General features: G+C 49.5%; 21 protein-coding genes and 1 riboswitch. Of the genes, 2 read left to right on the top strand and 19 right to left on the bottom strand.

Features of this window, described 5'->3' with window-relative positions:
• Positions 1–52 precede the first annotated feature (52 nt).
• The 7 genes from ligA to J0K78_RS11270 form a co-directional block, all read right to left on the bottom strand.
• Positions 53–2,053, bottom strand: a complete 2,001-nt coding sequence (gene ligA, locus J0K78_RS11300) for an NAD-dependent DNA ligase LigA (RefSeq protein ID WP_206947040.1) — start codon at positions 2,051–2,053, stop codon at positions 53–55.
• Positions 2,054–2,067: 14 nt separating this feature from the next.
• Positions 2,068–4,305, bottom strand: coding sequence for a DNA helicase PcrA (gene pcrA, locus J0K78_RS11295; RefSeq protein ID WP_160913928.1), 2,238 nt, complete (start codon positions 4,303–4,305; stop codon positions 2,068–2,070).
• Positions 4,302–5,012 (bottom strand): heptaprenylglyceryl phosphate synthase, encoded by a 711-nt coding sequence (gene pcrB, locus J0K78_RS11290; RefSeq protein ID WP_206947038.1) that lies wholly within the window; start codon positions 5,010–5,012, stop codon positions 4,302–4,304. Before pcrB ends, pcrA begins: the two co-directional genes overlap by 4 nt.
• Positions 5,013–5,290: 278 nt before the next feature.
• Positions 5,291–5,878, bottom strand: a complete 588-nt coding sequence (locus J0K78_RS11285; RefSeq protein WP_206947257.1) for a YitT family protein — start codon at positions 5,876–5,878, stop codon at positions 5,291–5,293.
• A gap of 131 nt (positions 5,879–6,009) precedes the next feature.
• Positions 6,010–6,312, bottom strand: a complete 303-nt coding sequence (locus J0K78_RS11280) for a YerC/YecD family TrpR-related protein (RefSeq protein WP_089651501.1) — start codon at positions 6,310–6,312, stop codon at positions 6,010–6,012.
• Between the two features lie 13 nt (positions 6,313–6,325).
• The gene (locus J0K78_RS11275; protein WP_242517837.1) at positions 6,326–7,402 is read right to left on the bottom strand and encodes a DUF3048 domain-containing protein; all 1,077 of its coding nucleotides are present in this window, start codon (positions 7,400–7,402) and stop codon (positions 6,326–6,328) included.
• 19 nt (positions 7,403–7,421) lie between these two features.
• The gene (locus tag J0K78_RS11270; RefSeq protein WP_206947036.1) at positions 7,422–9,167 is read right to left on the bottom strand and encodes an adenine deaminase C-terminal domain-containing protein; all 1,746 of its coding nucleotides are present in this window, start codon (positions 9,165–9,167) and stop codon (positions 7,422–7,424) included.
• Between the two features lie 73 nt (positions 9,168–9,240).
• Here J0K78_RS11270 and J0K78_RS11265 point away from each other — a divergent pair, with 73 nt between their 5' ends.
• Positions 9,241–9,495: a YgaP family membrane protein gene (locus tag J0K78_RS11265; RefSeq protein WP_206947034.1), complete on the top strand. Its 255-nt coding sequence runs from the start codon at positions 9,241–9,243 to the stop codon at positions 9,493–9,495.
• A 194-nt stretch (positions 9,496–9,689) separates the two neighbouring features.
• Entirely contained in the window at positions 9,690–9,797 is a 108-nt protein-coding gene (locus J0K78_RS20305) for an EYxxD motif small membrane protein (protein WP_335808466.1), read from the top strand.
• Here J0K78_RS20305 and purD read toward each other — a convergent pair.
• The 12 genes from purD to purE form a co-directional block, all read right to left on the bottom strand.
• Positions 9,759–11,042: a phosphoribosylamine--glycine ligase gene (purD, locus tag J0K78_RS11260; RefSeq protein WP_206947032.1), complete on the bottom strand. Its 1,284-nt coding sequence runs from the start codon at positions 11,040–11,042 to the stop codon at positions 9,759–9,761. The two genes, J0K78_RS20305 and purD, sit on opposite strands and share 39 nt — an antisense overlap.
• 18 nt (positions 11,043–11,060) lie before the next feature.
• A complete protein-coding gene (gene purH / locus J0K78_RS11255; protein WP_206947031.1) occupies positions 11,061–12,593 on the bottom strand; it encodes a bifunctional phosphoribosylaminoimidazolecarboxamide formyltransferase/IMP cyclohydrolase in 1,533 nt (510 codons plus the stop codon).
• Positions 12,590–13,168: a phosphoribosylglycinamide formyltransferase gene (gene purN, locus J0K78_RS11250; RefSeq protein ID WP_206947029.1), complete on the bottom strand. Its 579-nt coding sequence runs from the start codon at positions 13,166–13,168 to the stop codon at positions 12,590–12,592. The genes purH and purN overlap by 4 nt, the downstream gene beginning before the upstream one ends.
• Positions 13,165–14,169, bottom strand: coding sequence for a phosphoribosylformylglycinamidine cyclo-ligase (purM, locus tag J0K78_RS11245; protein ID WP_206947027.1), 1,005 nt, complete (start codon positions 14,167–14,169; stop codon positions 13,165–13,167). Before purM ends, purN begins: the two co-directional genes overlap by 4 nt.
• Positions 14,170–14,181: 12 nt before the next feature.
• Positions 14,182–15,594, bottom strand: a complete 1,413-nt coding sequence (purF, locus tag J0K78_RS11240) for an amidophosphoribosyltransferase (RefSeq protein WP_206947025.1) — start codon at positions 15,592–15,594, stop codon at positions 14,182–14,184.
• Positions 15,570–17,795: a phosphoribosylformylglycinamidine synthase subunit PurL gene (purL, locus tag J0K78_RS11235; protein WP_206947023.1), complete on the bottom strand. Its 2,226-nt coding sequence runs from the start codon at positions 17,793–17,795 to the stop codon at positions 15,570–15,572. Before purL ends, purF begins: the two co-directional genes overlap by 25 nt.
• Complete coding sequence (gene purQ / locus J0K78_RS11230; RefSeq protein WP_206947021.1) at positions 17,779–18,462, bottom strand: phosphoribosylformylglycinamidine synthase subunit PurQ; 684 nt, start codon at positions 18,460–18,462, stop codon at positions 17,779–17,781. The genes purL and purQ overlap by 17 nt, the downstream gene beginning before the upstream one ends.
• Position 18,463: 1 nt before the next feature.
• The gene (purS, locus tag J0K78_RS11225; protein WP_089651512.1) at positions 18,464–18,709 is read right to left on the bottom strand and encodes a phosphoribosylformylglycinamidine synthase subunit PurS; all 246 of its coding nucleotides are present in this window, start codon (positions 18,707–18,709) and stop codon (positions 18,464–18,466) included.
• Positions 18,697–19,419: a phosphoribosylaminoimidazolesuccinocarboxamide synthase gene (gene purC / locus J0K78_RS11220; RefSeq protein WP_160913904.1), complete on the bottom strand. Its 723-nt coding sequence runs from the start codon at positions 19,417–19,419 to the stop codon at positions 18,697–18,699. Before purC ends, purS begins: the two co-directional genes overlap by 13 nt.
• Positions 19,420–19,546: 127 nt before the next feature.
• Positions 19,547–20,839, bottom strand: a complete 1,293-nt coding sequence (gene purB, locus J0K78_RS11215) for an adenylosuccinate lyase (protein ID WP_206947019.1) — start codon at positions 20,837–20,839, stop codon at positions 19,547–19,549.
• 10 nt (positions 20,840–20,849) lie between these two features.
• Complete coding sequence (gene purK, locus J0K78_RS11210; RefSeq protein ID WP_206947017.1) at positions 20,850–21,977, bottom strand: 5-(carboxyamino)imidazole ribonucleotide synthase; 1,128 nt, start codon at positions 21,975–21,977, stop codon at positions 20,850–20,852.
• The gene (gene purE / locus J0K78_RS11205; protein ID WP_206947015.1) at positions 21,967–22,458 is read right to left on the bottom strand and encodes a 5-(carboxyamino)imidazole ribonucleotide mutase; all 492 of its coding nucleotides are present in this window, start codon (positions 22,456–22,458) and stop codon (positions 21,967–21,969) included. The genes purK and purE overlap by 11 nt, the downstream gene beginning before the upstream one ends.
• A 108-nt stretch (positions 22,459–22,566) precedes the next feature.
• Positions 22,567–22,667: riboswitch (purine riboswitch) on the bottom strand.
• Between the last annotated feature and the right edge of the window lie 8 nt (positions 22,668–22,675).

Below are 22,675 nucleotides of genomic sequence, written 5' to 3'. Positions count from 1 at the left end.
TGATTTCCTACGCTCCGGCTACTCTTGTATAACCATAAAACGTTTATATCGATCAGGATAGAGCGTTTTTAAACTGCTCTTCACCCCAAATTTCAATCCCCAGGTCTGATGCTTTCGCGTACTTGGAACCAGCGTCTTCACCAGCGATGAGAAGGTCGGTCTTCTTACTCACACTTCCTGTCACTTTCCCGCCAAGTTCTTCAATCATTTTTTTCATGTCCGAACGGCTGTATTCTTCCATTTTCCCTGTGATGACCACGGTCTTATCGTTGAAAGGAGAATCGACCGGCTGATCACTCTTCTTCGCACCCTTATACTCCATATTCAGGCCGAGCTGCTTCAATTCTTCCAATAACTGTATGACCTGGTCTTCGTCAAAATAGCTGGCAATCGACTCGGCCATTTTGCTGCCGATTTCTGGGATGGCTTCAAGCGCTGCGGCATCCGCTTCGACGAGCGCGTCCATATGTTCAAAATGCTGGGCTAGCGTGCTCGCCGCCTTCGAACCTACGTAACGGACTCCCAGTCCGAACAGCAGTCGCTCCAGGGAGTTTTCTTTTGAAGCTTCAATCGCATTCAAAAGGTTCTCCACTGATTTTTCACCCATCCGATCGAGCTGCAGCAGCTCTTCACGGTCGAGTTTATACAAGTCTGCGATCGTATGGATCAAGTTTTCCTGGAACAGTTGGGCGATCACTTTTTCCCCAAGTCCTTCGATATCCATCGCATTTCTTGAAACGAAGTGGATCAAGCCTTCCCTTAGTTGAGCCGGGCAGTTCGGGTTCACACATCGTAAGGCGACTTCTTCATCAAGACGCACGAGCTGACTGCCACACTCTGGACATTCTTCCGGCATGCGGTACGGTTCTTCTTCACCAGTCCGCTGATCTTCAACTACACGGACGACTTCAGGAATGATGTCTCCCGCTTTCTTGATGACGACGGTATCTCCGATGCGGATGTCTTTTTCGATGATCAGGTCTTCATTGTGTAAAGATGCGCGTTGGACCGTTGTTCCTGCGACTTTGACAGGATCAAGAATCGCTGTCGGTGTCACGGCACCTGTACGACCGACACTGAGTTCAATATCTTTGAGTTTCGTAATCGCTTCTTCTGCCGGGAATTTGTAGGCCGTTGCCCAGCGCGGGCTTTTCGCGGTAAAGCCCAAGTCTTCCTGTTGATCGAGGCTGTCCACTTTGATGACGATGCCGTCAATTTCGTAATCAAGATCAGCACGGTGTTCGACCCAGCTATTGACATAGTCGATGACCTCTTCGATATCGTTACACTTTTTCCATTCCGGGTTTGTTTTCAGTCCGAGCTCTTTCATTTTCTCCAGGCGCTCACTGTGCGATTCTGTCGGATCGTTTTCCCACACACCGATGCCATAAAGGAAAATATCGAGGTTACGCTTGGCCGCGATTTTCGGGTCCAGCTGCCTTAAGGAACCCGCAGCTGCGTTTCGCGGGTTGGCAAAAGGCTCTTCCCCATTCGATTCCTTGGCTTCATTCAAGGCCATGAACGATTTCTTCGGCATATACGCTTCACCGCGGACTTCGACGGTCATCGGCTCGTTCAGGCGAAGAGGGATATTTCGGATGGTACGAAGGTTTTTCGTAATATCTTCCCCTGTCGTCCCATCTCCACGAGTCGCTCCCCGAACAAAGATCCCATCTTCATATTTCAAAGAAACCGCAAGGCCGTCGATTTTCAGTTCACATACGTAATTGACCTCGGCATCGGTGCCGTTTTTGACACGACGGTCAAAATCACGGAGTTCTTCATCATTGAAGGCATTTCCCAGGCTCAGCATCGGGATGTCGTGCTGCACTTTTACAAAAGCATCAAGGGGCTTGCCTCCAACCCGTTGGGAAGGTGAATCGGGTGTCTGCAAATCTGGATGCTCTTCTTCAAGGTTGATCAATTCCTGCATTTTTTTATCATATTCATAATCTGAAACACTCGGTTCATCGAGCGTGTGGTACTCGTAGCTGTACTGCTCGAGATCCTTTCTGAGTGCTTCAATCTTTTGCTTAGCTTCCGTTGCGTTCATATCCATCCACTTCCTTACGCTTTCGTAATCGGAGCAAAACGGGCAAGCAGGCGCTTGATGCCTGTCGGTGCCGGGAAGGCGATATCGAGTTCCATCGCATCTCCTTCGCCCTGCACTTTGACGACCGTTCCTTCGCCCCACTTCTTATGCTGCGCTTTGTCGCCCGGCTGCCAGCCGATTTTCTCGCCGCCTGAGGAAGCTTTCTTCTCAGGTTTCTTCGCGGCCCGTTTCTTCGGAGCGGCTTGAGGCTTCGCACCGAACGGCGTGCTTTCACGTTTTTTATTGAAAAATGGCAGCTCTTCTTTCTGTTCTTTTCCTTCAACCAGCTCTTCTGGAATTTCATGAATAAAGCGGCTGATCGGATTCATATTCGTCCGTCCGTAAAGGGTGCGCATTTTCGCATGGGAAATGAACAATTCTTTCTCTGCACGGGTGATTCCGACATAAGCAAGACGGCGTTCTTCTTCCATCTCCTCTTCATCCATTAGTGCCCGGCTGTGCGGGAAGACGTTCTCCTCCATACCAATCAGGAAGACGACCGGGAATTCCAGACCTTTCGCAGAGTGCAGGGTCATCAACGTCACTGTATCATCACTACTAGGGTCTTCATTCATAGAATCAATATCCGCAATCAGTGCAAGATCGGTCAGGAAGGCGACCAGTGTCTTATCTTCCGCGTTTTCTTCAAAGTTCTTCGTCACAGATTTGAATTCTTCGATGTTCTCAAGGCGGCTTTGTGCTTCAATGCTCTTCTCGTTCATAAGCATCTCTTCATAGCCGGTCTTATCGATGACTTCCTGAACCATATCAGTCGCAGAAAGGAATTCCTGCTGTTCAGCCCACGTCTGGATCATTTTACGGAAACTCATGATCGCTTTCGCTGCTTTCGCACTCACGCCGACGAAATCGACTTCGGCTGCCGCCTCATAAAGGGAAATATCGTGATCGGCCGCATAGGCAAGCATCTTATCCATACTCGTTTTCCCGACACCGCGTTTCGGTTCGTTGACCACACGCTGGAAGCTGAGGTCGTCGTTCGGGTTCGCGATCAGACGCAGGTAAGCAAGCATGTCCTTGATCTCTTTACGATCATAGAACTTCGTCCCACCGATCATTTGGTACGGCACGCCAGCTTTGACGAACGTTTCCTCAATCGTACGGGACTGAGCGTTCGTACGGTACAAAATCGCAACATCCTGGTAACGGAACTTCCCTTGGCGGACGAGGTCTTCAATTTTATCAGTGACAAAAAGACCTTCTTCACGTTCGGTGCCTGCCTGGTGGTAATGGATCTTCTCTCCACCTTTATTATCCGTCCAAAGGCGCTTCGGCTTACGGCCACTGTTTTTATCGATGACATTGTTGGCAGCATCCAGGATTAATTCTGTCGAGCGGTAGTTCTGCTCAAGCAGGATCGTCCGTGCTTTCGGATAGTCACTTTCGAAGTTCAGGATGTTTTGAATATCCGCCCCGCGCCACGCATAAATCGACTGGTCGGAATCACCGACAACGCATAGGTTCTGGTAACGGCTCGCCAAATGTTTGACGAGTTGATACTGGGCATGGTTCGTATCCTGATACTCATCGACATGAATGTACTGAAAACGGCGCTGGTAGGATTCCAGAACTTCCGGCACTTCATCGAAAAGTCTCAGTGTCTGCATGATCAAGTCATCGAAATCGAGCGACTGATTTTTGCGGAGTTTCTTTTGATAGCCTTTATAGATTTGGGCGATTTGTTCTTCGTGCATGTTGTTCGCCTGTTTTTCATAATCCTCTGCGGTCATCAATTCGTTCTTCGAATTACTGATGGCACCGAGCATCGCACGCGGGTCCCATTTTTTCGGATCAAGATTGATCTCTTTCAACACTTGTTTAATGACAGAAAGCTGATCGCTCGAATCGAGGATGGAAAAGTTGCGGTCATAACCGATCCGGTCGATGTCACGTCTCAGGATGCGTACACACATCGAGTGGAACGTGGACATCCAGATTTTTTCCCCATCCTTGCCGACAAGAGATTCGACACGCTCTTTCATTTCGCGTGCTGCTTTATTGGTAAACGTAATCGCTAATATATTCCGTGGCGCTACATCTTTTTCACTAAGTAGATAGGCGATGCGGTGTGTCAGTACACGTGTTTTACCACTTCCGGCACCTGCCATGATGAGCAGCGGGCCTTCTGTGTGGGTCACCGCTTCTCGTTGTTCTGTATTCAAGCCTTGAATCAATGCGTTCAATGCCTGTGTCATGAGGGTCCACCATCCTTCATCTTCATTGATTTAACGGCTTTGACCGTTTTAAGAGCAACCTCTAGGTTATCATAAATCACATCGCCGACAACGATGACATCTGCATAAGCGGCCATTTCTGACGCCTGTTCTTCCGAACGGATGCCTCCGCCGTAAACGAGGGATGTGTTTTTCAATTCACGAGCCACGTCTTGGACCAAGCCGGGGTTCCCGTAAGTACCACTGTATTCCATGTAGAAGACGGGCAGATGGAAGATGTGTTCAGCCATCCGGGCATAGGCGAGGACATCTTCATGATCCGGGAGCGTACAATCGGTCCGTTTGAACACCTTCGCTTCCGGGTTGAGGACACAATACCCTTCCGTCAGCATGTCCTGCCACTCGATCACATCGCCATATTCTTTAATCGCCTGGTGCTGCACATCGATCATCCACTTCTTATGTCCACTGTTCAGGACAAGAGGGATGAAATAGGCATGAAAATCGGGCGCAATGGCTTCGATGTCTGACACTTCAAGCACATAGGGGATGTCAAAGGACTCCAGGCGTTCCTGCAAATCCGTGACGTTTTCGAACGTGACACCGTCTGTACCTCCGACGATGAGCGCATCTGTGCCTGATGAGCATATCTTCTCTAAGTCTGCGTTTGTGATCGTCTTATTCGGATCAAGCTTGAACACATGATCCCACTCGCTTATATTGTACATTTCCGTCCTCCAAAACAACAGTTATCCATCTACCCATTATAGCAAATTTTCATCCCCGGGTTGAGGGGCACAACCAAACAAATCTATGACCATGATAAGAAGAGGATGTGGAGGGTGTGGAAATATATGTATGACCTGGTACACCATAAATTGTAAACACGAAAAAACCCGCCCTCTCTACTCAAAAGAGAGGACGGATTTGGGTTTGGAGGGCTGTAAAATAATAGATGACCAGGTCATACAAATATTACCATAACCACTACCATCACACCCTCAAGTCATGATGGTTGTTCGGGGAGGAGGCGGGTGGATGTGAAGGTCATGGTGACGAGGCCGACGCTTAGGATGGTGATGGCGGAGAGGATGAGCGTCTCGAGGGAGAACAGGTAGCCGCTCGCACCGATGACGACAGCGTCAATCGCGAGGATGACGAAACCGACATTGACTTTGCACCAGTCGGCGATCATTTGCGCGAGGAGGTCGGTCCCGCCCGTGCTTGTATGCACCCGGAGCATCAAACCGATCCCACCACCCACAAGTGCCCCTCCTATGATGGAACTGATCGCTGGATCGAGCGGCAGGTGATGGGCACGCAGCCCTTGGAGAACGTCAATGGAAAAAGAAGAAATGAGCAGCCCATGCAGACTGTTGTAGAAATAAGAGCGGTAAAAGAACCAGGCGAGTGTAAAGATCGGAATGCTGAAGCAGATGATCGTTAACCCCACCTCAAGCCCCCATATGTAATTGGCGATCATCCCGATTCCGATGATGCCTCCATCCAACACATGATCCGGAATCAGGAAAAAGTTGATGCCGAGTGAAAGTATCATACTGCCGAGAATGATCATGGCGCCTTTTTTCAACATCGTTTTCATCGGACAGGTCCCCTTCCATAGTACTAGCCTATGCCTGTCCGGTTTCTCTTAGAATCATGGATAGATATCCTCCTCACCCATCAAAAAAGACTGCCCACATCCTGTTGGCAGCCTCTCCTCACCTATTCGGTTTGTTTCGCTTGTACACGGTCAAGCGCTTGTGTATAAGCGTCATTGCCATAATTCAAGCAGCGTTTCACACGGGAGATCGTCGCCGTGGATGCACCTGTTTCGGTTTCAATTTTATGATAAGTGAAGCCTTCACGCAGCATGCGCGCTACTTCCAATCGCTGAGCGAGTGACTGGACTTCATTCATCGTTGCGAGATCATCGAAGAATTCATAGCATTCTTCTACACTTTGCAAAGATAATACCGCTTCGAACAGTTGATCGAGCGTCTTCCCTCTCAATTTATCGATCTGCATGCCTTTTCCCTCCTTACTCCGTTTCTACTGCGGCGTTCCCTGGAATGATGTTCACCCAAGTCTTACCCGGGGTAAATGCCTGCGGGCTGCCGTCTTTATAGGGAAGCAGTCGTCCATCGACGTTCTTCCACTCTACTTCTTTCATTTGTCCTTTTTGTAAAAGATACCCGTTCCCGCCTGAAGTAAGATCAATCGCTCGACGACCTGCGCCATCGATGATCTGGTGACCCGTTTCTATGATCCAGACATTCTCAACGGCCACACGTTCCTCATTCAAACGGTCGATGGTCGGCTCTCCATCACTGGAACGTAAAAACTGCTCTTTTTCAGAATCATAGGTGAACCTCACATTCGTCCGACTGCCATATGTGACCTGTACGTCATCCACCGGCGTACCATCGAAGGAGTCTTTCTCAGTAAAAGACAGTGTTTCAGGTGCCTCTTCAGCATCATAGCCTTTAGTTGCAGCCGCCTGCTCGACTCCCTCTGTCAAAAGATAAGAGTTGTGAGGGGCTGAACGATCGGAGGACCGTTGAAATAACCAGCCGTTGTTATCATACATCGCTCCATCCAGATAATCGATCCCGCTGCTGGCTACTTGCTGATTGATGGCCGTGGACGCCCCGTGGTACGCGTAAAGCGCATCAAACCCATCAGCGATTTTGAAATAGTATGGCCGTGCACTTCTTACCGGCCCTATTGTATCAGGAATCTCACTGTGGAACAAAGCAAGGAAGCGTGTAATCTGCCCCTCTGCCAAAATTTCATAGACAATATCGGCCTGGCTCAACCCTGATTGAGGTCTCGCTTTCGGGTGATTGTTAACCATGACGGCCAAGGCGCGATGATCTGCTTTATCAACCGCCGGTTCACCTGTCAGTGGGAACGTTTCTGTATAGGCTTGTTCAGTTTCTTCCTTTTCATCAACGGTCACGTTCTCTTCTGTCTCTATTTGTTTTTCGACCGCTGTTTCTTTCTCTTTCGTTTCTCCAGGTTGTGCAGCCCCTGCCTTCTCGTTACAAGCCGTGAGCAGAAGGACGATAAGCAAGCTGAAGATTGTAAGCTTTCTCAATAACAGCACTTCCCTCATCTGTATTCCCTCTTTTATTTTAACGCATTATTGAAGGAAAGAGTACCTCTTTCTTTTTCACATCCATGATTCCAAGCGGTGTAATCCGGATGAACGGCAGGTGCATGGACGATAAAAAGAGGAGCGTGTAGACGGGATCATTGAACGTAAACCCATGCTGTAGCAGGTAATCTTTTAATTTCGATTCTTCCTCCATAAGCTCTTTCATCGGCAGGTCGGCCATTACGCCGCCAAGAGCCAACGGAAGTTCATAAAGGACTTCACCTTCATTCACCAGCACAATCCCGCCCCCGATTTCCTTCATGCGTTGAAAGGCCTTCTTCATATCTTTACGTGATTTCCCTGTCAATATGATATCGCCTGTATTGCTGTAAGAGCTGACAAGGCCGCCTAAGGTCTGTGTGAATCCTTTCAGCAGCGTATTGACCATCCATTCCCCTTCCCGGTCCATCAGCATGAGGTAAGATTCTTTATTGTCCTCACTCAGCCGGTCGGTGTAAACGTCCGTGTCGATGGCATATGGTTTCATAATGACATCATTCACCATCTCAAGACCGATCGGCATGGAAAACTGCATATCCGCATCGGTCACTTCCCAATCCAGATCAAGCGGCTTCACACCATTTTTCTCCCACTGGATCGGTGTTTCTTTTTTCAAAACTTCACCATCACGCTTTGTCCACTCCCCTTTAGCGATAACGGAGTGGGGCATCGGGTCTTTCGGATGTGATAAAAAGTTCAGGTGAGCGACACGCCCGGCGTTCAAGCTCCCCACACGATTTTCAATCCCGAAGTGACGGGCCGCGTAATACGTAGCCATCATATATGCATCAATTTCCGGGACGCCGGCATCCAATGCGATTTGAATACATGGATTGATCAGTCCTTCACGATAAAAGCCAGGCGTTGATCCATCCGTCGTGTACATCATATGGTCAAAGTGGTTGTGACCTTGATCTACTAACCCTTGTAAAATATCCGGAAGATCCGGACGGATGGAAGAATAGCGCAACCCTGTATGATAACCGATTTCCAAACGCTTCAGTACATCGTCAGCGGTCATCGATTCGTGTTCTGAATCCATGCCGAGCAAACGCATTTTCACAAGCGTTTGTTCAGATGCACCCGGCAGATGAGCTTCCAATGGCTTTCTTGATCGTTTAGTCTCCTGCATAAAATGCAGAATCTGTTCGTCTCCATGGTGAAGAACATCCGGCCAGGCAGTCAGCTCCCCGCCCTGAATCACGGCATCATGAGTAATCCAGTCTGGAATCTGCGAATCGAAAGCGTGACGATCTTCATCACGCAGCACCGACTGCGGGTCAAAACGGGCCCACCAGTACATCGTAGCCGGCAAATCCATGAACTCCTCCAATAAAGAAAACGCTTTCTCTTTTTCCGTTAAAAAAAGCCACATCAAGTTATCGTTGACGAGCGTTGTCGTCCCGGTCTCTGCCGCATATTCTGCAAAGCTCTGGGGATTATATAACTGAAATGGATGGGCATGCGGTTCAACGTAGCCAGGCACAATATAACTGTCTGTGCCATCAATGATTTCCGTGCCTTCTGTATAGGAAGGAAGCTCTTGGCCAGTATAGATGATGCGATCATCATACAGCCAAATATGGCCATGCATCCATTTCTTTAAGTAAACATTCAAGTATGTTGTATTTTTGATTAATTTCGTCGGCGCCTTTTTTCCATCAATGATGGCTGCATGTTCACGCAGCTGACGGTTCCGCCAACGGAAACGTGTTTCGTTCATGGAGCGTACCTCCCTGAGATCATTATGTTCTATGGTAACACAGGATATTCCATTCTGGTAAGGAGGAAGCACAATGAAACCGAATATCGGAATCATCAACAGTATGGTCCGCATCACCGCAGGTCTTAGTATGCTGACCTATTTGACCATCCGCGGTTCACGCAGAGAGTGTGATTCTTCCCACCCGCTTCTAATCATGTTGTCTGCATTGAAAGTTGCGGAAGGAATTGTACGCTTCTGCCCTTTGACCGCCGTCTATGAAGAAATGGCAACAGAAAAAGACGGCATCGAGCAAAGCTGGCAGCAGAATATTCCGCAGGACCAATAAACGCGGAGGTGTCCGGCATGTTTCTGCCGATGATTTTCTTGTTTCGTAGATATATTAAAAATTGGGCCGATAAAAATAAAGTTTAGCCGATATATCTAGTTTTTGATTGATATAACCAGATTTAAATTGATATATCACCATCACCAACAAAAGAAGAGCGGGCGTCCCCGCTCTTTCTCAAAAGGATGAATCATATGGATTTTATGGAGTACTTCACAGACGTCGGTTTCGTCATCGTCACCATCATCGGATCGATTGCCGCTTTATTCTATGTCGGTATGAGAAGCCGCCGAAGAGACTGATGATCGTCCGATATCTCTTCGATAGAAAAAGTCGCTCTGATCCTCAAATGGCTGTAGCGATTGATACGTACGGTCCAGCGCTTGCGCCAAGTCTTCTCCTCTATTTCCAACTAGAAGAACGCGCCCGCCGCTGGATACATACTTCCCGTCTTCCCAAGCGGTCCCTGCATGGACGACAAAACCATCTTCCGCTACTTGCAACTCAGGTAACGGACGCCCTTTTTCATAAGCCCCCGGATAGCCTTCAGAAGCAATGACGACTCCCGCACAGTAATCCTTCGACCACATCAGTTCAGGATTTTTACCATCAAGCACATCAATCATCACTTGTACAAGATCATTTTTCAATAAAGGCAGTACAACCTGCGTTTCCGGATCTCCGAAGCGCGCATTGAACTCAATCACCTTCGGACCTGTGGGCGTTTCGATCAGGCCCGCGTACAGAATGCCGGTAAACGATCGGCCTTCCTCCACCATCGCTGCCGCTACCGGTTTTACGATTTCCTCGACGGCAAACGCGTACGACCAATTATTCAATTCCTTTACAGGGGCATAAGCACCCATACCGCCTGTATTCGGACCCTGATCTCCATCATAGGCCCGCTTATGATCTTTCGCTGGGAGCATCGGATAGACCTCCGCACCATTCACAAACGCCATCAGCGAGAACTCATCCCCTGCCAGAAATTCCTCCACGACAATTTCCCGGCTCGCATCACCGAACTGGCCGTTTTCAAGCATATCTTCCGCTGCCGCCAGCGCTTCGTCCACGTTTTCAGCTACGACCACACCTTTTCCAGCTGCCAGTCCATCCGCCTTCACCACAATCGGTGCGCCTTTTTCTTTAATGAAGGCTTGAGCGGCTTCCACTTCTGAAAAAGCAGCGTACCCAGCAGTCGGAATCTCGTATTTTTGCATCAGCTGTTTGGCAAAATGTTTGCTTCCTTCAATAAGTGCAGCCGCTTTGGTCGGACCGAATACCCGTAGGTCCGCTTCCTGAAAAGCGTCCACCAAACCATCAAGCAAAGGGTTTTCCGGTCCTACTACGGTCAGTTCTACATTATTCTCGCGGGCAAAAGCAACCAGCCCGTCAAAATCCTGCTCACTCGTATCAATGCATTCAGCAATCATACTCATCCCTGCATTTCCAGGGGCTACGAAAATACGCTCGACCTGATCACTTTCTGCAAACTTCTGCACAAGGCTGTGCTCCCGGCCTCCTCGACCGACGACCAAAACGTTCATAAGACTCCACCCTCTCCATTAATGTTTGAAGTGACGCATTCTAGTAAAGACCATCGCGATGCCATGTTTGTTGCAGGCATCAATGGAATCCTGATCACGCTTGGAACCGCCTGGCTGGATGATCGCAGTCACGCCTGCTTCCGCTGCCGCCTCCACAGTATCCGGCATTGGGAAGAAGGCATCGGACGCCATGATGCTGCCTTCCGCGTTCTCACCTGCCTGTTCAAAGGCGATTTTCGCTGCACCGACGCGGTTCATCTGACCGGCGCCGACACCAAGTGTACGGTCTCCTTTCGCTACGACGATCGCGTTCGATTTCACATGCTTGACGACCTTCCAGCCAAGCTTCAAATCTTCAAGCTCCTGCTCAGACGGCTCACGTTCTGTCGCCACTTCAAGCTCGACATCATCAAGAGACCCTTCATCGGCATCTTGCACGAGCAGCCCGCCGTTGACGGTTACGAGTTTATGAGCCGGTTGATCCGCTTTTTTCATATCCACTTTCAGCAAGCGAAGGTTTTTCTTTGCAGTCAGGATATCTAATGCTTCTTGACTGAAGGACGGAGCGATGATGATCTCAAGGAAAATCTCTTTCAATTTCGCCGCTGTGTCAGCATCCACTTCCCTGTTCAAGGCAACGATGCCTCCGAAAATGGAAACAGGATCGCCTTCATACGCTTTTACATACGCGTCATACAAGTTCTCACCAACTCCTACACCACACGGGTTCATGTGCTTAACCGCGACCGCTGCCGGCTTATGGAACTCGAGCACGACTTCAAGAGCCGCATTGGCATCCTGGATGTTGTTGTAGGAAAGTTCTTTCCCGTTCAGCTGTGCCGCTTCGGCGAGAGACGTACCTGCAAAATTCGCTTTCTTATAAAAGGCAGCGTTCTGGTGTGGGTTTTCTCCATAGCGTAACGATTGCACTTTTTCATAGGTCACAGAATACGTCTCAGGAAATGGTTCTTCAGTTAAACCGGAAAAATATTCGGCAATCATCGCATCATAATTGGCGGTATGACGGAAGACTTTCGCTGCTAGCTTGCGGCGGGCCTCATAAGAAAGCGCGTCGTTCTTGAGACCTTCCACGACCTCATCGTAATCGGAAGGATCCACGACGACTGCAACGTCTTCAAAACTCTTCGCAGCTGAACGCAGCATTGTCGGTCCACCAATATCGATGTTCTCAATCGCATCTCTTTCTGTGACGCCTTCTTTCGCGATCGTTTCCTTGAACGGGTACAAGTTGACGGCCACAAGATCGATGGTCTCGATGTTCAGTTCTTCAAGCTGCTTCATATGTTCTTCATTAGAGCGCTTAGCAAGTAGTCCACCATGGACCGAAGGATGAAGCGTCTTCACACGTCCGTCCATGATTTCCGGAAATTCAGTCACCTCGGAAATGGATTGCACCGGGACTCCTGCTTCCTCAATGGCTCGTTTCGTGCCACCTGTAGAGATAAGTTCAAAGTCGAGTTCATGTAGTTTTTTTGCAAAATCAGCCAATCCTTGTTTGTTGGATACGCTCAGTAGGGCACGTTTCTTCATTGAGACTCCTCCTTGATGAATAATGATTGAATCACTTGTGGGTAGAGACGGTGTTCGACCGTCTGGATTTTGTCTTTCACATCGTCCGCTGTGTCATTCTCTTCGATATCGATGGCTTCCTGAGCGATGATCGGTCCTGTATCCATGCCGTCATCGACAAAATGGACCGTCACGCCGGTCACTTTCACTTTCTTCTCCAGCGCCTGACCGATGGCATCTTTCCCAGGGAATGCAGGCAGCAGGGACGGGTGGATGTTGACGATGCGGCGCTCATAAGGCTTCAATAACGTAGGTCCGATGAGTCTCATATATCCGGCGAGCACGATGAATTCAATACCCCGCTGTCGGCAGTCCTCCAGCACGGCCTCTTCATAGGCCGCTTTGTCTGCAAAACTTTTTGCCCGGTAAACGACGGTATCGATTTCATGCTTTTGTGCCTTTTCGATGACAGGGGCTCCGATGCGGTCACAGACGAGCAGGGCGATGTTCGCTTCAAGCTCTCCGGATTCCACTTTGCTGACGATCGCATCAAAATTCGAACCGGTGCCGGAGGCGAAGACAGCGATGTTGATCATATGCCCTGCACTCCTTCCTCGTCCGTCACTTTTCCGATGACGACCGCATCATCACACGCTCCGAACGCGGCGTTCACGTCAGAAGGATCAAGCACGACGACCATGCCGATGCCCATGTTGAACACTCCGAACATTTCCTCATCGCTGATCGATCCTTTTTCCTGCAAAAAGCGGAACACCTCGGGCACCTGCCAGCTGTCGGTATCGATTTCGCAGCCAAGTCCTCCCGGAAGTGTGCGCGGAAGGTTTTCGTAAAAACCGCCGCCGGTAATGTGCGCGACACCTTTAATGGTTGTGTTTTTCTTCAGCGATTGAATCTCCGGAACATAAATCCTCGTCGGTGTCAGCAGGACTTCCCCTAGTGTCCGGGTCCAGCCCGCCGGTGCCATACCGAGATCCAAGTCTGCGATGAGTTTCCTGACAAGGGAAAATCCATTCGAATGGACACCAGAGGAAGGAAGACCGACTAAGACGTCCCCTTCTTTGATTTCATCTCCTGTAATGATCTGTTTCTTTTCTGCCATCCCAACGACAAAACCGGCGAGGTCGTATTCATCTTCTTCATACATCCCTGGCATCTCTGCCGTTTCGCCACCGACTAACGCAGCTCCGGACTGTTCACAGCCATCCGAAATCCCTTTGACGATCTGCTCGATCCGGGCAGGATCATTTTTTCCACAGGCAATGTAATCCAAAAACAGAAGCGGATCTGCTCCCTGGGCGACGATATCGTTGACACACATGGCAACGACGTCTACACCGATCGTATCATGCTGATCCATCTCGAACGCCAGCTTCAGCTTCGTTCCGACTCCATCTGTTCCTGTCACAAGAACAGGGTGTTGATAGCTCATTCCGCTCAGGTCAAACAATCCAGCGAATGAACCGAGTCCACCCATCACTTCCGGCCGCATCGTGCGGGCGACATGTTTTTTCATACGCTCGACCGCTTCGTAACCAGCTTCGACATCAACGCCCGCCTGTTTATACGATTGACTCATCTCGCTTCCCTCCTATGCTTTTTCATATGGATGCATCGTGTTTGGATAGATTTCTGTCGGGTAATTGCCAGTAAAACATGCCATACACCCGCCATGTCTCAACGACTCTTCTCCTTGATAAATGCTGTCGTTCAACCCCTGTACCGATAAAAACGCGAGACTGTCTGCGCCGATTTGCTCTTCGATTTCCTCAATGGAGTTGTTCGCGGCAATCAGCTCTCCGCTGTTGGATGTATCGATGCCGTAATAACAAGGATTTTGAATCGGAGGAGACGCAATCCGCACATGAACTTCCTTCGCTCCCGCTTCCTTCAGCATCTTCACAATCCTGCGGCTCGTGGTACCCCTCACAATCGAATCATCGACCATGACGACTTTTTTGCCTTCGACAATACCCCGGACAGCAGAGAGTTTCATTTTCACCCCTTGTTCACGGAGCTCCTGGGACGGCTGAATGAACGTACGACCGACGTAGCGGTTTTTAATTAAACCGAGCTCATAAGGAATTCCGGAAGCTTCCGCATAACCGATGGCTGCCGAAATGCTTGAGTCAGGCACACCTGTTACGACGTCCGCATCAATCGGAGCTTCTTCTGCCAGCGATTTGCCCATCCGTTTGCGGGAAGCGTGGACATTCTTTCCATCAAGGTTGCTGTCCGGTCTTGAAAAGTAGACATATTCCATGGAACAGAGCGTGCGCTGGATCGGTGCAGAGAACCGTTTGGATTCTATGCCCTCATCCGATATGATCAAGAGTTCACCGGGGTCGATTTCCCGGTCATACTCAGCCCCTACTACATCAAAAGCACACGTTTCTGAAGAGACGACCCACGATTCTCCAAGATGGCCAAGACTGAGCGGACGCAATCCACGCGGGTCATTAGCAACAAACATACGGTCCTCCGTCATGACAAGAAACGCATACGCCCCTTTGATCATCGAAAGAGCTTCCATAATCGCCTGCTCAAGAGGCAGATGTCGCGCGCGTTTGATTAAGTGGGCGACCACTTCGGTATCCGACGTGGTCTGCAAAATGCTCCCCTGTGCCTCCAGCTGATTTTTCAATGCCTGAGCGTTTACAAGGTTGCCATTATGAGCAAGAGCAAGACCGCCTGTTTGGGAGCGGAAAAGGAGCGGCTGAATATTTTCATAGCCGCCATCCCCTGCCGTTGCATAGCGCACGTGGCCGATTGACGCATGACCACTCAAATCTTCGAGCTGATTTTCAGAGAAAACTTCATTGATCAGGCCGTGTCCTTTGGCAAGCTTCAGCTGTTCACCGTCCGTTGTGACGATTCCTGCCCCCTCCTGACCGCGGTGCTGGAGGGCATGTAAGCCGTAATACGTCAGCTGGGCCGAATCTTGATGCCCCCAAACGCCGAAAATGCCGCACTCTTCATTTAACCCTTTGATTTCACCAAGCATCCGATCGCTCCTTTCCACGCTTCTTTCAACACTGATGTCTTTTCTTCCAGAACGACGTCTTCCTGCTTGATTCTGTACACCCCGTTTTCCGTCACGGTTCCAATCAGACGAGCGTCTGTGACACTCTGTTCGAACGCTCCCTTTTGTTCCGGCGCGACGGTAACGATAAAGCGTGACTGCGATTCTGCAAACAACGCTGTTACCGGTTCACCTTCGAGCGTCACTTCACAACCGAATTCGTTTTCAAACAGCTTTTCTGCAAGAGCAACTGACAAACCACCTTCGGATACGTCATGGGCAGAGACGACAAGTCCTGCACGTATCGCGGTTAGCAGTTGCTTTTGACGGTTGTACTCTGTCTTCAAATCAAGCGCAGGAGCTTTGCCGAAATGTTTCCCTTCAAGCATCCCCTGCAGTTCACTCCCACCGAATTCTGCGTGCGTCTCTCCAATCACATAAATCAAATCCCCGGCGTTCTGAGCATGAGAACGCGTGATATGGGCGACGTCATCAATCAAACCGACCATACCGACGATCGGTGTCGGGTAAATCGCCTGACCTCCGAACGATTCGTTATACAAGCTGACATTCCCGCCGATGACAGGCGTTTCAAGATCACGGCAGGCCTCACTCATTCCGTCGACGCTTTTTTCCATCTGCCAGAAGATTTCCGGATTCTCCGGTGACCCGAAATTGAGACCGTCTGTAATCCCCAGTGGACGTCCACCCGAGCAGATGATGTTCCTTGCTGCTTCGGCGACAGCGATTTTCCCACCGATTTCAGGATCTACAAAGAGATAGCGGGAGTTGCAGTCGGTCGTCATGGCGAGCGCTTTGTTCGTACCACGTACACGAAGCACAGCCGCATCGGACCCTGGCGTGACGACTGTATTCGTCTGGACCATGGAATCGTACTGATCATACACCCATTCTTTACTGGCGATTGTCGGCTGTTTCAATAGATTCACCAATGTTTCCCGGTAGTCTGTGACTTCAGGTTTATAGTCTTCCATTCTTTGAAACTCTTCATAGTAAGCAGGAACGCGGGACGGCTGGTGGTAAACCGGTGCATCCTCAGCAAGAGAATCGACTGGAACATCCGCTACGACTCCCCCGTGATGCTCGAGGCGGAAGCGCTTCGTATCCGTCACTTCACCAACAGCTACGGCTTCCAGGTTATACTTCTGGAAAACTTTCGCAATCTCATCTTCACGTCCTTTTTCTACAACGAGAAGCATGCGTTCCTGAGATTCAGAGAGCATCATTTCATAGGCCGTCATATTTTCTTCACGCTGCGGGATGTGATCAAGGTTCATCGTCATCCCCGTGCCTGCTTTACTTGCCATTTCGCTTGCTGATGAAGTGAGACCCGCTGCCCCCATATCCTGAATACCGACAAGAGCATCGTGTTGAATGACATCAAGACAAGCTTCGATGAGCAGTTTTTCCATGAACGGATCTCCAACCTGTACGGACGGACGCTTTTCTTCGGATTCTTCCGACAACTCTTCCGATGCGAAGGTAGCGCCGTGGATGCCGTCGCGGCCCGTCTTGGCTCCGACGTACATGACAGTGTTCCCGATTCCTGCTGCAATCCCTTTTTGGATATCTTTATGATCGATCAATCCGACACACATTGCATTGACGAGCGGATTCCCATTGTACGCATCATCAAACTGGACTTCTCCCCCTACCGTAGGGACGCCGACACAGTTGCCATAACCGGCGATGCCGCGGACGACTTCTTCAAAAAGATACTTCACACGGGGCTGCTGCAATGAACCGAACCTGAGAGAATTCAAGAGCGCAATCGGACGGGCCCCCATCGAGAAGACGTCACGCAGGATTCCGCCGACGCCTGTCGCTGCGCCTTGATAGGGTTCAACCGCAGACGGGTGGTTGTGGCTTTCAATTTTGAAAACGACGGCCTGATCATCACCGATATCGATGATACCCGCCCCTTCTCCGGGACCTTGGAGCACGTGTGCACCTTCGGTGGGAAACTTTTTCAAAAGTGGTTTAGAGTTTTTATAGCTGCAATGTTCCGACCACATGACCGAAAACAAGCCGGTTTCTGTGTAGTTCGGACGACGGCCGAGAATCGAGCAGATCGAGGCATACTCGTCATCCTTCAGCCCCATCTCTCTATAGACTTGCTGTTCTTCGATTTGTTCTGGACTGATCTCAAGCATTGATGGCATGGTGTTCCCTCCAGTGTGTCAAAATCGATTCAAATAGACGAAGACCGTCATCATGACCAAGAAGCGCTTCGACCGCCCGCTCCGGGTGTGGCATCATGCCGAGCACATTTCCTTGTTCATTCGTAATACCGGCAATATCTCCGACGGACCCGTTCGGGTTCTGGTCATACGTAAATACAATCTGCTTGTTGTTTTGGAGCTTCTGAAGCGTTTCTTCGTCACAAAAATAATTGCCGTCTCCGTGAGCGATAGGAATTTGGATTTTTTCCTTTTCCTCGTAATGACGAGTGAACATCGTGTCGGCATTTTCAACCGTCAAGGTTTCAAAATGGCACATGAATTTAAGTTTTTCATTCGGAAGCATCGCACCCGGCAGAAGACCCATTTCGAGGAGAATCTGGAATCCGTTGCAGACACCAAGGACTGGTTTTCCTGCCTCAGCCGCTTCCCTGATTTGTGCGATGACATCAGACGTCGAGGCAATGGCACCAGAACGCAGGTAGTCGCCATAAGAGAAGCCGCCCGGCAGTAGAATCCCGTCATAGTTTGCTAGATTCGCTTCCTTATACCAGACAAGATCCGCTTCTGCTCCAAGCTGATCCTTCACAGCAAAGTACATATCACGGTCACAATTCGATCCTGGAAAAACGATGACAGCGAATTTCACTTTAACCCGCCTCCTCAATCGTGTAGCTGTAATTTTCGATAACAGGGTTGGCAAGAAGCTGGTCACACATGCGGTCGATTTCCGCTTCAAGGTTGTCACTGTCTTCAACCATCACTTCCATGTATTTTCCGACGCGTACGTCCTGGACGTTGTTGTACTCCAACGATTGCAGTGAATTGTGTACGGCTTTCCCCTGTGGATCAAGGACACCTTCTTTTAATGTGATGTGGATCTTTACTTTGCGCATATGTTCTCCTCCAGTCGATGTAAAATTTTTGTGTACGTATCGATCAAGTCACCGGTACTTTCCCGGAAGACGTCTTTATCCATTTTCTCGCCTGTTTCCTGGTCCCAGAGCCTGCACGTATCCGGGGAAATTTCATCCGAAAGGACGATGGTGCCGTCTTGGAGGCGGCCGAATTCCAATTTGAAATCGACAAGTGTCAGTCCTGCCGAGCGGAAAAGCTTTTGTAATTCGATGTTGATATCCAAGGCCTGTTGCTTAATAAACGTGAGTTCTTGTTCCGTAATGTCCGTCAGGTGATAGGCGTGGACATCGTTGATGAGCGGGTCATTCAATTCATCTTTCTTGTAAAACAATTCAATGATCGGTGGAGTGAAGCTCGTTTTTTCTTCAATACCGAGCCGGCGTGTAATGCTGCCAGCCGCCTGGTTGCGGACAACGACTTCAAGAGGAATGATGTTCGTTCGTCTGACCAGTTGTTCGGTGTCGTTCAAAGCTTCGATAAAGTGGGTCGTAATGTTGTGCTGGTGTAAGTATTGGAATACTTTCGAGGTAATCAAGTTGTTGAGGCGTCCTTTGCCTGTGAACTCGTCTTTTTTCTTTCCATTAAATGCTGTAGCGTCATCTTTATAAGATAAAACGAGCTGATCCGACTCATCCGTCGTATGATAGACCCGTTTCGCTTTCCCTTCGTACAATAAAGAACCCTTCATACAATAACACCTCGCTAAGGAATTGGGATTTTTTGTATGACCTGGTACACCAGTTTCTGGTGTACCAGGTCATACAGTATTTTCCATCATCTAACCTTCATCTCATGGTGATCTTTCCGCTCTCGTCTTATAGTCCGATGCGGTCAAAGATGCGGTCGACTTGTTTCAGGTGGTGCTTGTAGTCGAAGCAGGCATCCAGCTGTTCTTTGGACAGGGTGGATGTGATCTTGTCGTCTGCTTCAATCAGTTCACGGAACGGGATGCCTCGCTCCCATGCTTCCATGGCTTTCGGCTGGACAAGGTCGTACGCTTCTTCACGAACCAAACCTTCATCGATGAGCGTCAACAGTACACGCTGGGAGAAGATCAGTCCGTATGTTTTCTCCATATTTTCCTGCATCCGTTCGGGAAAGACTGTCAAGTTCTTCACGATGTTGCCGAAACGGTTCAACATGTAATTCAAAGCAATCGTTGCATCAGGAAGGATGATGCGCTCTGCGGAAGAGTGAGAGATATCGCGTTCATGCCAAAGCGGTACATTTTCAAAGGCCGTCAGCATGTTTCCGCGCAGCACGCGTGCCATTCCGGTCATATTTTCAGAACCGATGGGATTCCGTTTGTGCGGCATCGCGGAAGATCCCTTTTGACCCTTCGCAAAGAATTCTTCCACTTCTCTCGTTTCCGTTTTTTGCAATCCGCGGATTTCCACAGCAATTTTCTCAATGGAAGTGGCAACCAAAGCAAGCGTGGATACATAATGAGCGTGACGGTCCCGCTGCAGCGTCTGCGTCGATACAGGTGCTGGCTTCAGGCCCAGTTTTTCACACACGTACTCTTCAACAAACGGATCAATGTTGGCATAGGTCCCAACCGCACCGGAAAGCTTTCCGAACTGGATGTGGTCCATGGCAAGATCCAAACGCTCCAGATTCCGCTTCATCTCTTCATAATAAAGCGCAAGCTTCAAACCGAACGTCGTCGGCTCGGCATGAACCCCATGGGTACGCCCCATCATGACCGTATGTTTGTGTTCCTTCGCCTTTTCACCAAGGATCTCGATGAAGTTGACGAGGTCTCTGCGAATGATTTCATTCGCCTGTTTCAATTGATAGGAAAGCGCCGTGTCCACCACGTCTGTTGAAGTCAGTCCGTAGTGGACCCACTTTCTTTCTTCTCCGACCGTTTCAGAAACGGCACGTGTGAAAGCTACAACGTCGTGACGGGTTTCTGCTTCAATTTCATGAATACGATCGATGGAGAAGGAAGCACCTTCGCGCAGCTTCTTCACGTCTTCTTTCGGGATGACCCCAAGTTCACTCCACGCTTCACACGCTAAAAGTTCAACCTCAAGCCATGCCTGGTATCTATTCTCTTCTGTCCAAATCGCACCCATTTCCGGGCGTGTATAACGTTCTATCATTGTCTTCCTCCTACCATAAATGGATCTGATTTTCTGTGATGATTTTGTCGATTTCTTCTAAAGTTTCGCCGATAAATGTAAGGTGTCCCATTTTACGAGTCTGACGAGCTTCCCCTTTTCCATAATCGTGAATATGAAAGCCGTGATAGTATTCCAGACGATCCAGCAAAATGCCTCGATGTTTGCCGAGCACATTCACCATCACCGCGGCCCCGAACGAATGGACCGGTAACAACGGAAGGCCGCAGATCGCACGGACGTGCTGTTCGAATTGCGATACGCTGCACGCTTCAATCGTATAATGGCCGGAGTTGTGAGGACGTGGTGCCATTTCGTTGATGAAAATGTCATCACCCTTCACGAACATTTCCACAGCGAATGTACCGACCACTCCGATTCGTTCCGCCAAAACCTCGACAGCTTCACGGACGCGTTCTTCCACTTTCCCAGAAACGGTTGCCGGAACCCTTGATTCATGCAAAATGTGGTTCTTATGGATATTTTCCGCAATCGGGAACGGGATAATACGTCCATCCATCCCTCTTGTAAACACTTGAGAAATTTCCAGATCGAATTCAAGCCACTGCTCTACAATGTAGGTGCCGCCTTCTTTCATAAAAGAACGGACATCTTCAAGTTGCGTTTCATCTTCGATTCTCTGCTGCCCCTTGCCATCATAGCCTCCACTCACCGTCTTGATGACAGCCGGATAGCCGGTGATGGTAACCGCTTCTTCCACCTCTTCAAAAGTATTCACTATGCGATACTCGGGAACAGACAGTCCTGCTTCGACCGCGATTTCCTTCTCTTTAGCCCTGTTCTGGGTTACTTCAAGCGCAAAAGCTCCTTGAGGCAGCTTCCCTTTTTCTTCAAAAAGCCGTGCCACATTCAGATCGACGTTTTCGAATTCATAGGTGATCACGTCACTGACGGTACTCAATCGCTCTGCTGCTTCTATGTCATCATATGGAGCTACAATATGTTTTTCAGCGATCGAGGAACAAGGGCAGTCTTCTGCAGGATCAAGAACAGCGATTTTATAGCCCATATGCCTTGCCGCGACCGCCATCATGCGACCGAGCTGGCCGCCTCCTAAAATCCCGATGGTCCTTCCTGGTCGTATCACTTCAGGTTTCACGAAGGTCCCTCCTCATTCCGTCGACTTTATCTACCATCTGCCGACGATAGTCTGATAGTTTTGAAGCAACTTCCTGTTCGAAAGCCCCGATCATTTCCGCTGCCAGGAGACCCGCATTTTTCGCGCCTGCCTTTCCGATTGCGACGGTAGCGACTGGAACGCCCCCCGGCATTTGCACGATGGATAAAAGAGAATCCAGCCCTTGCAAAGCCTTCGATTCTACCGGTACGCCGATGACCGGTAGTGTGGTTTTGGAAGCGACCATCCCAGGTAGGTGAGCCGCGCCCCCTGCTCCTGCAATAATCACTTTCAACCCTTTTTCCCGGGCCGTTTCCGCGTACGTGAACATATCTTCAGGTGTACGATGTGCGGAGATGATTTCTTTTTCGTAATCAATGGAAAGCTCATCTAAAACGCTGCACGCTTCTTTCATTGTCTCCCAATCTGAAATGCTGCCCATAATCACGCCTACATTTGCCATCGAATCCCTCTTCTCTTTCGTAGCATTAAAAAAGCCTGCTCGACGCCCCTCAAAAAAGATGAGAGGAGTCGAACAGGCACACGTGTGTCCGGTCTGAGAAAGCTTCTTCACAGCTTAAACTCCCCTCATAGTCCGGAAATTTACGGTTCCCAGGTAGAGACGTACGGGCCATATCCCCGTCATATATGAGGTCGTCTATGCAATTCTGCTTTCATCA

The sequence above is a fragment of the Halobacillus sp. GSS1 genome, from assembly GCF_017307035.1.
In the GTDB taxonomy this organism is placed as follows: domain Bacteria; phylum Bacillota; class Bacilli; order Bacillales; family Halobacillaceae; genus Halobacillus; species Halobacillus litoralis.
This window is presented reverse-complemented; position numbering and strand designations above follow the sequence as displayed.

Coding starts and splice junctions, on each gene's coding strand:
- ligA (WP_206947040.1), bottom strand. CDS start 2,053: ATGAACGCAACGGAAGCTAAGCAAAAGATTGAAGCACTCAGAAAGGAT.
- pcrA (WP_160913928.1), bottom strand. CDS start 4,305: ATGACACAGGCATTGAACGCATTGATTCAAGGCTTGAATACAGAACAA.
- pcrB (WP_206947038.1), bottom strand. CDS start 5,012: ATGTACAATATAAGCGAGTGGGATCATGTGTTCAAGCTTGATCCGAAT.
- J0K78_RS11285 (WP_206947257.1), bottom strand. CDS start 5,878: ATGTTGAAAAAAGGCGCCATGATCATTCTCGGCAGTATGATACTTTCA.
- J0K78_RS11280 (WP_089651501.1), bottom strand. CDS start 6,312: ATGCAGATCGATAAATTGAGAGGGAAGACGCTCGATCAACTGTTCGAA.
- J0K78_RS11275 (WP_242517837.1), bottom strand. CDS start 7,402: ATGAGGGAAGTGCTGTTATTGAGAAAGCTTACAATCTTCAGCTTGCTT.
- J0K78_RS11270 (WP_206947036.1), bottom strand. CDS start 9,167: ATGAACGAAACACGTTTCCGTTGGCGGAACCGTCAGCTGCGTGAACAT.
- J0K78_RS11265 (WP_206947034.1), top strand. CDS start 9,241: ATGAAACCGAATATCGGAATCATCAACAGTATGGTCCGCATCACCGCA.
- J0K78_RS20305 (WP_335808466.1), top strand. CDS start 9,690: ATGGATTTTATGGAGTACTTCACAGACGTCGGTTTCGTCATCGTCACC.
- purD (WP_206947032.1), bottom strand. CDS start 11,042: ATGAACGTTTTGGTCGTCGGTCGAGGAGGCCGGGAGCACAGCCTTGTG.
- purH (WP_206947031.1), bottom strand. CDS start 12,593: ATGAAGAAACGTGCCCTACTGAGCGTATCCAACAAACAAGGATTGGCT.
- purN (WP_206947029.1), bottom strand. CDS start 13,168: ATGATCAACATCGCTGTCTTCGCCTCCGGCACCGGTTCGAATTTTGAT.
- purM (WP_206947027.1), bottom strand. CDS start 14,169: ATGAGTCAATCGTATAAACAGGCGGGCGTTGATGTCGAAGCTGGTTAC.
- purF (WP_206947025.1), bottom strand. CDS start 15,594: ATGCTTGGTGAAATCAAAGGGTTAAATGAAGAGTGCGGCATTTTCGGC.
- purL (WP_206947023.1), bottom strand. CDS start 17,795: ATGCCATCAATGCTTGAGATCAGTCCAGAACAAATCGAAGAACAGCAA.
- purS (WP_089651512.1), bottom strand. CDS start 18,709: ATGCGCAAAGTAAAGATCCACATCACATTAAAAGAAGGTGTCCTTGAT.
- purC (WP_160913904.1), bottom strand. CDS start 19,419: ATGAAGGGTTCTTTATTGTACGAAGGGAAAGCGAAACGGGTCTATCAT.
- purB (WP_206947019.1), bottom strand. CDS start 20,839: ATGATAGAACGTTATACACGCCCGGAAATGGGTGCGATTTGGACAGAA.
- purE (WP_206947015.1), bottom strand. CDS start 22,458: ATGGCAAATGTAGGCGTGATTATGGGCAGCATTTCAGATTGGGAGACA.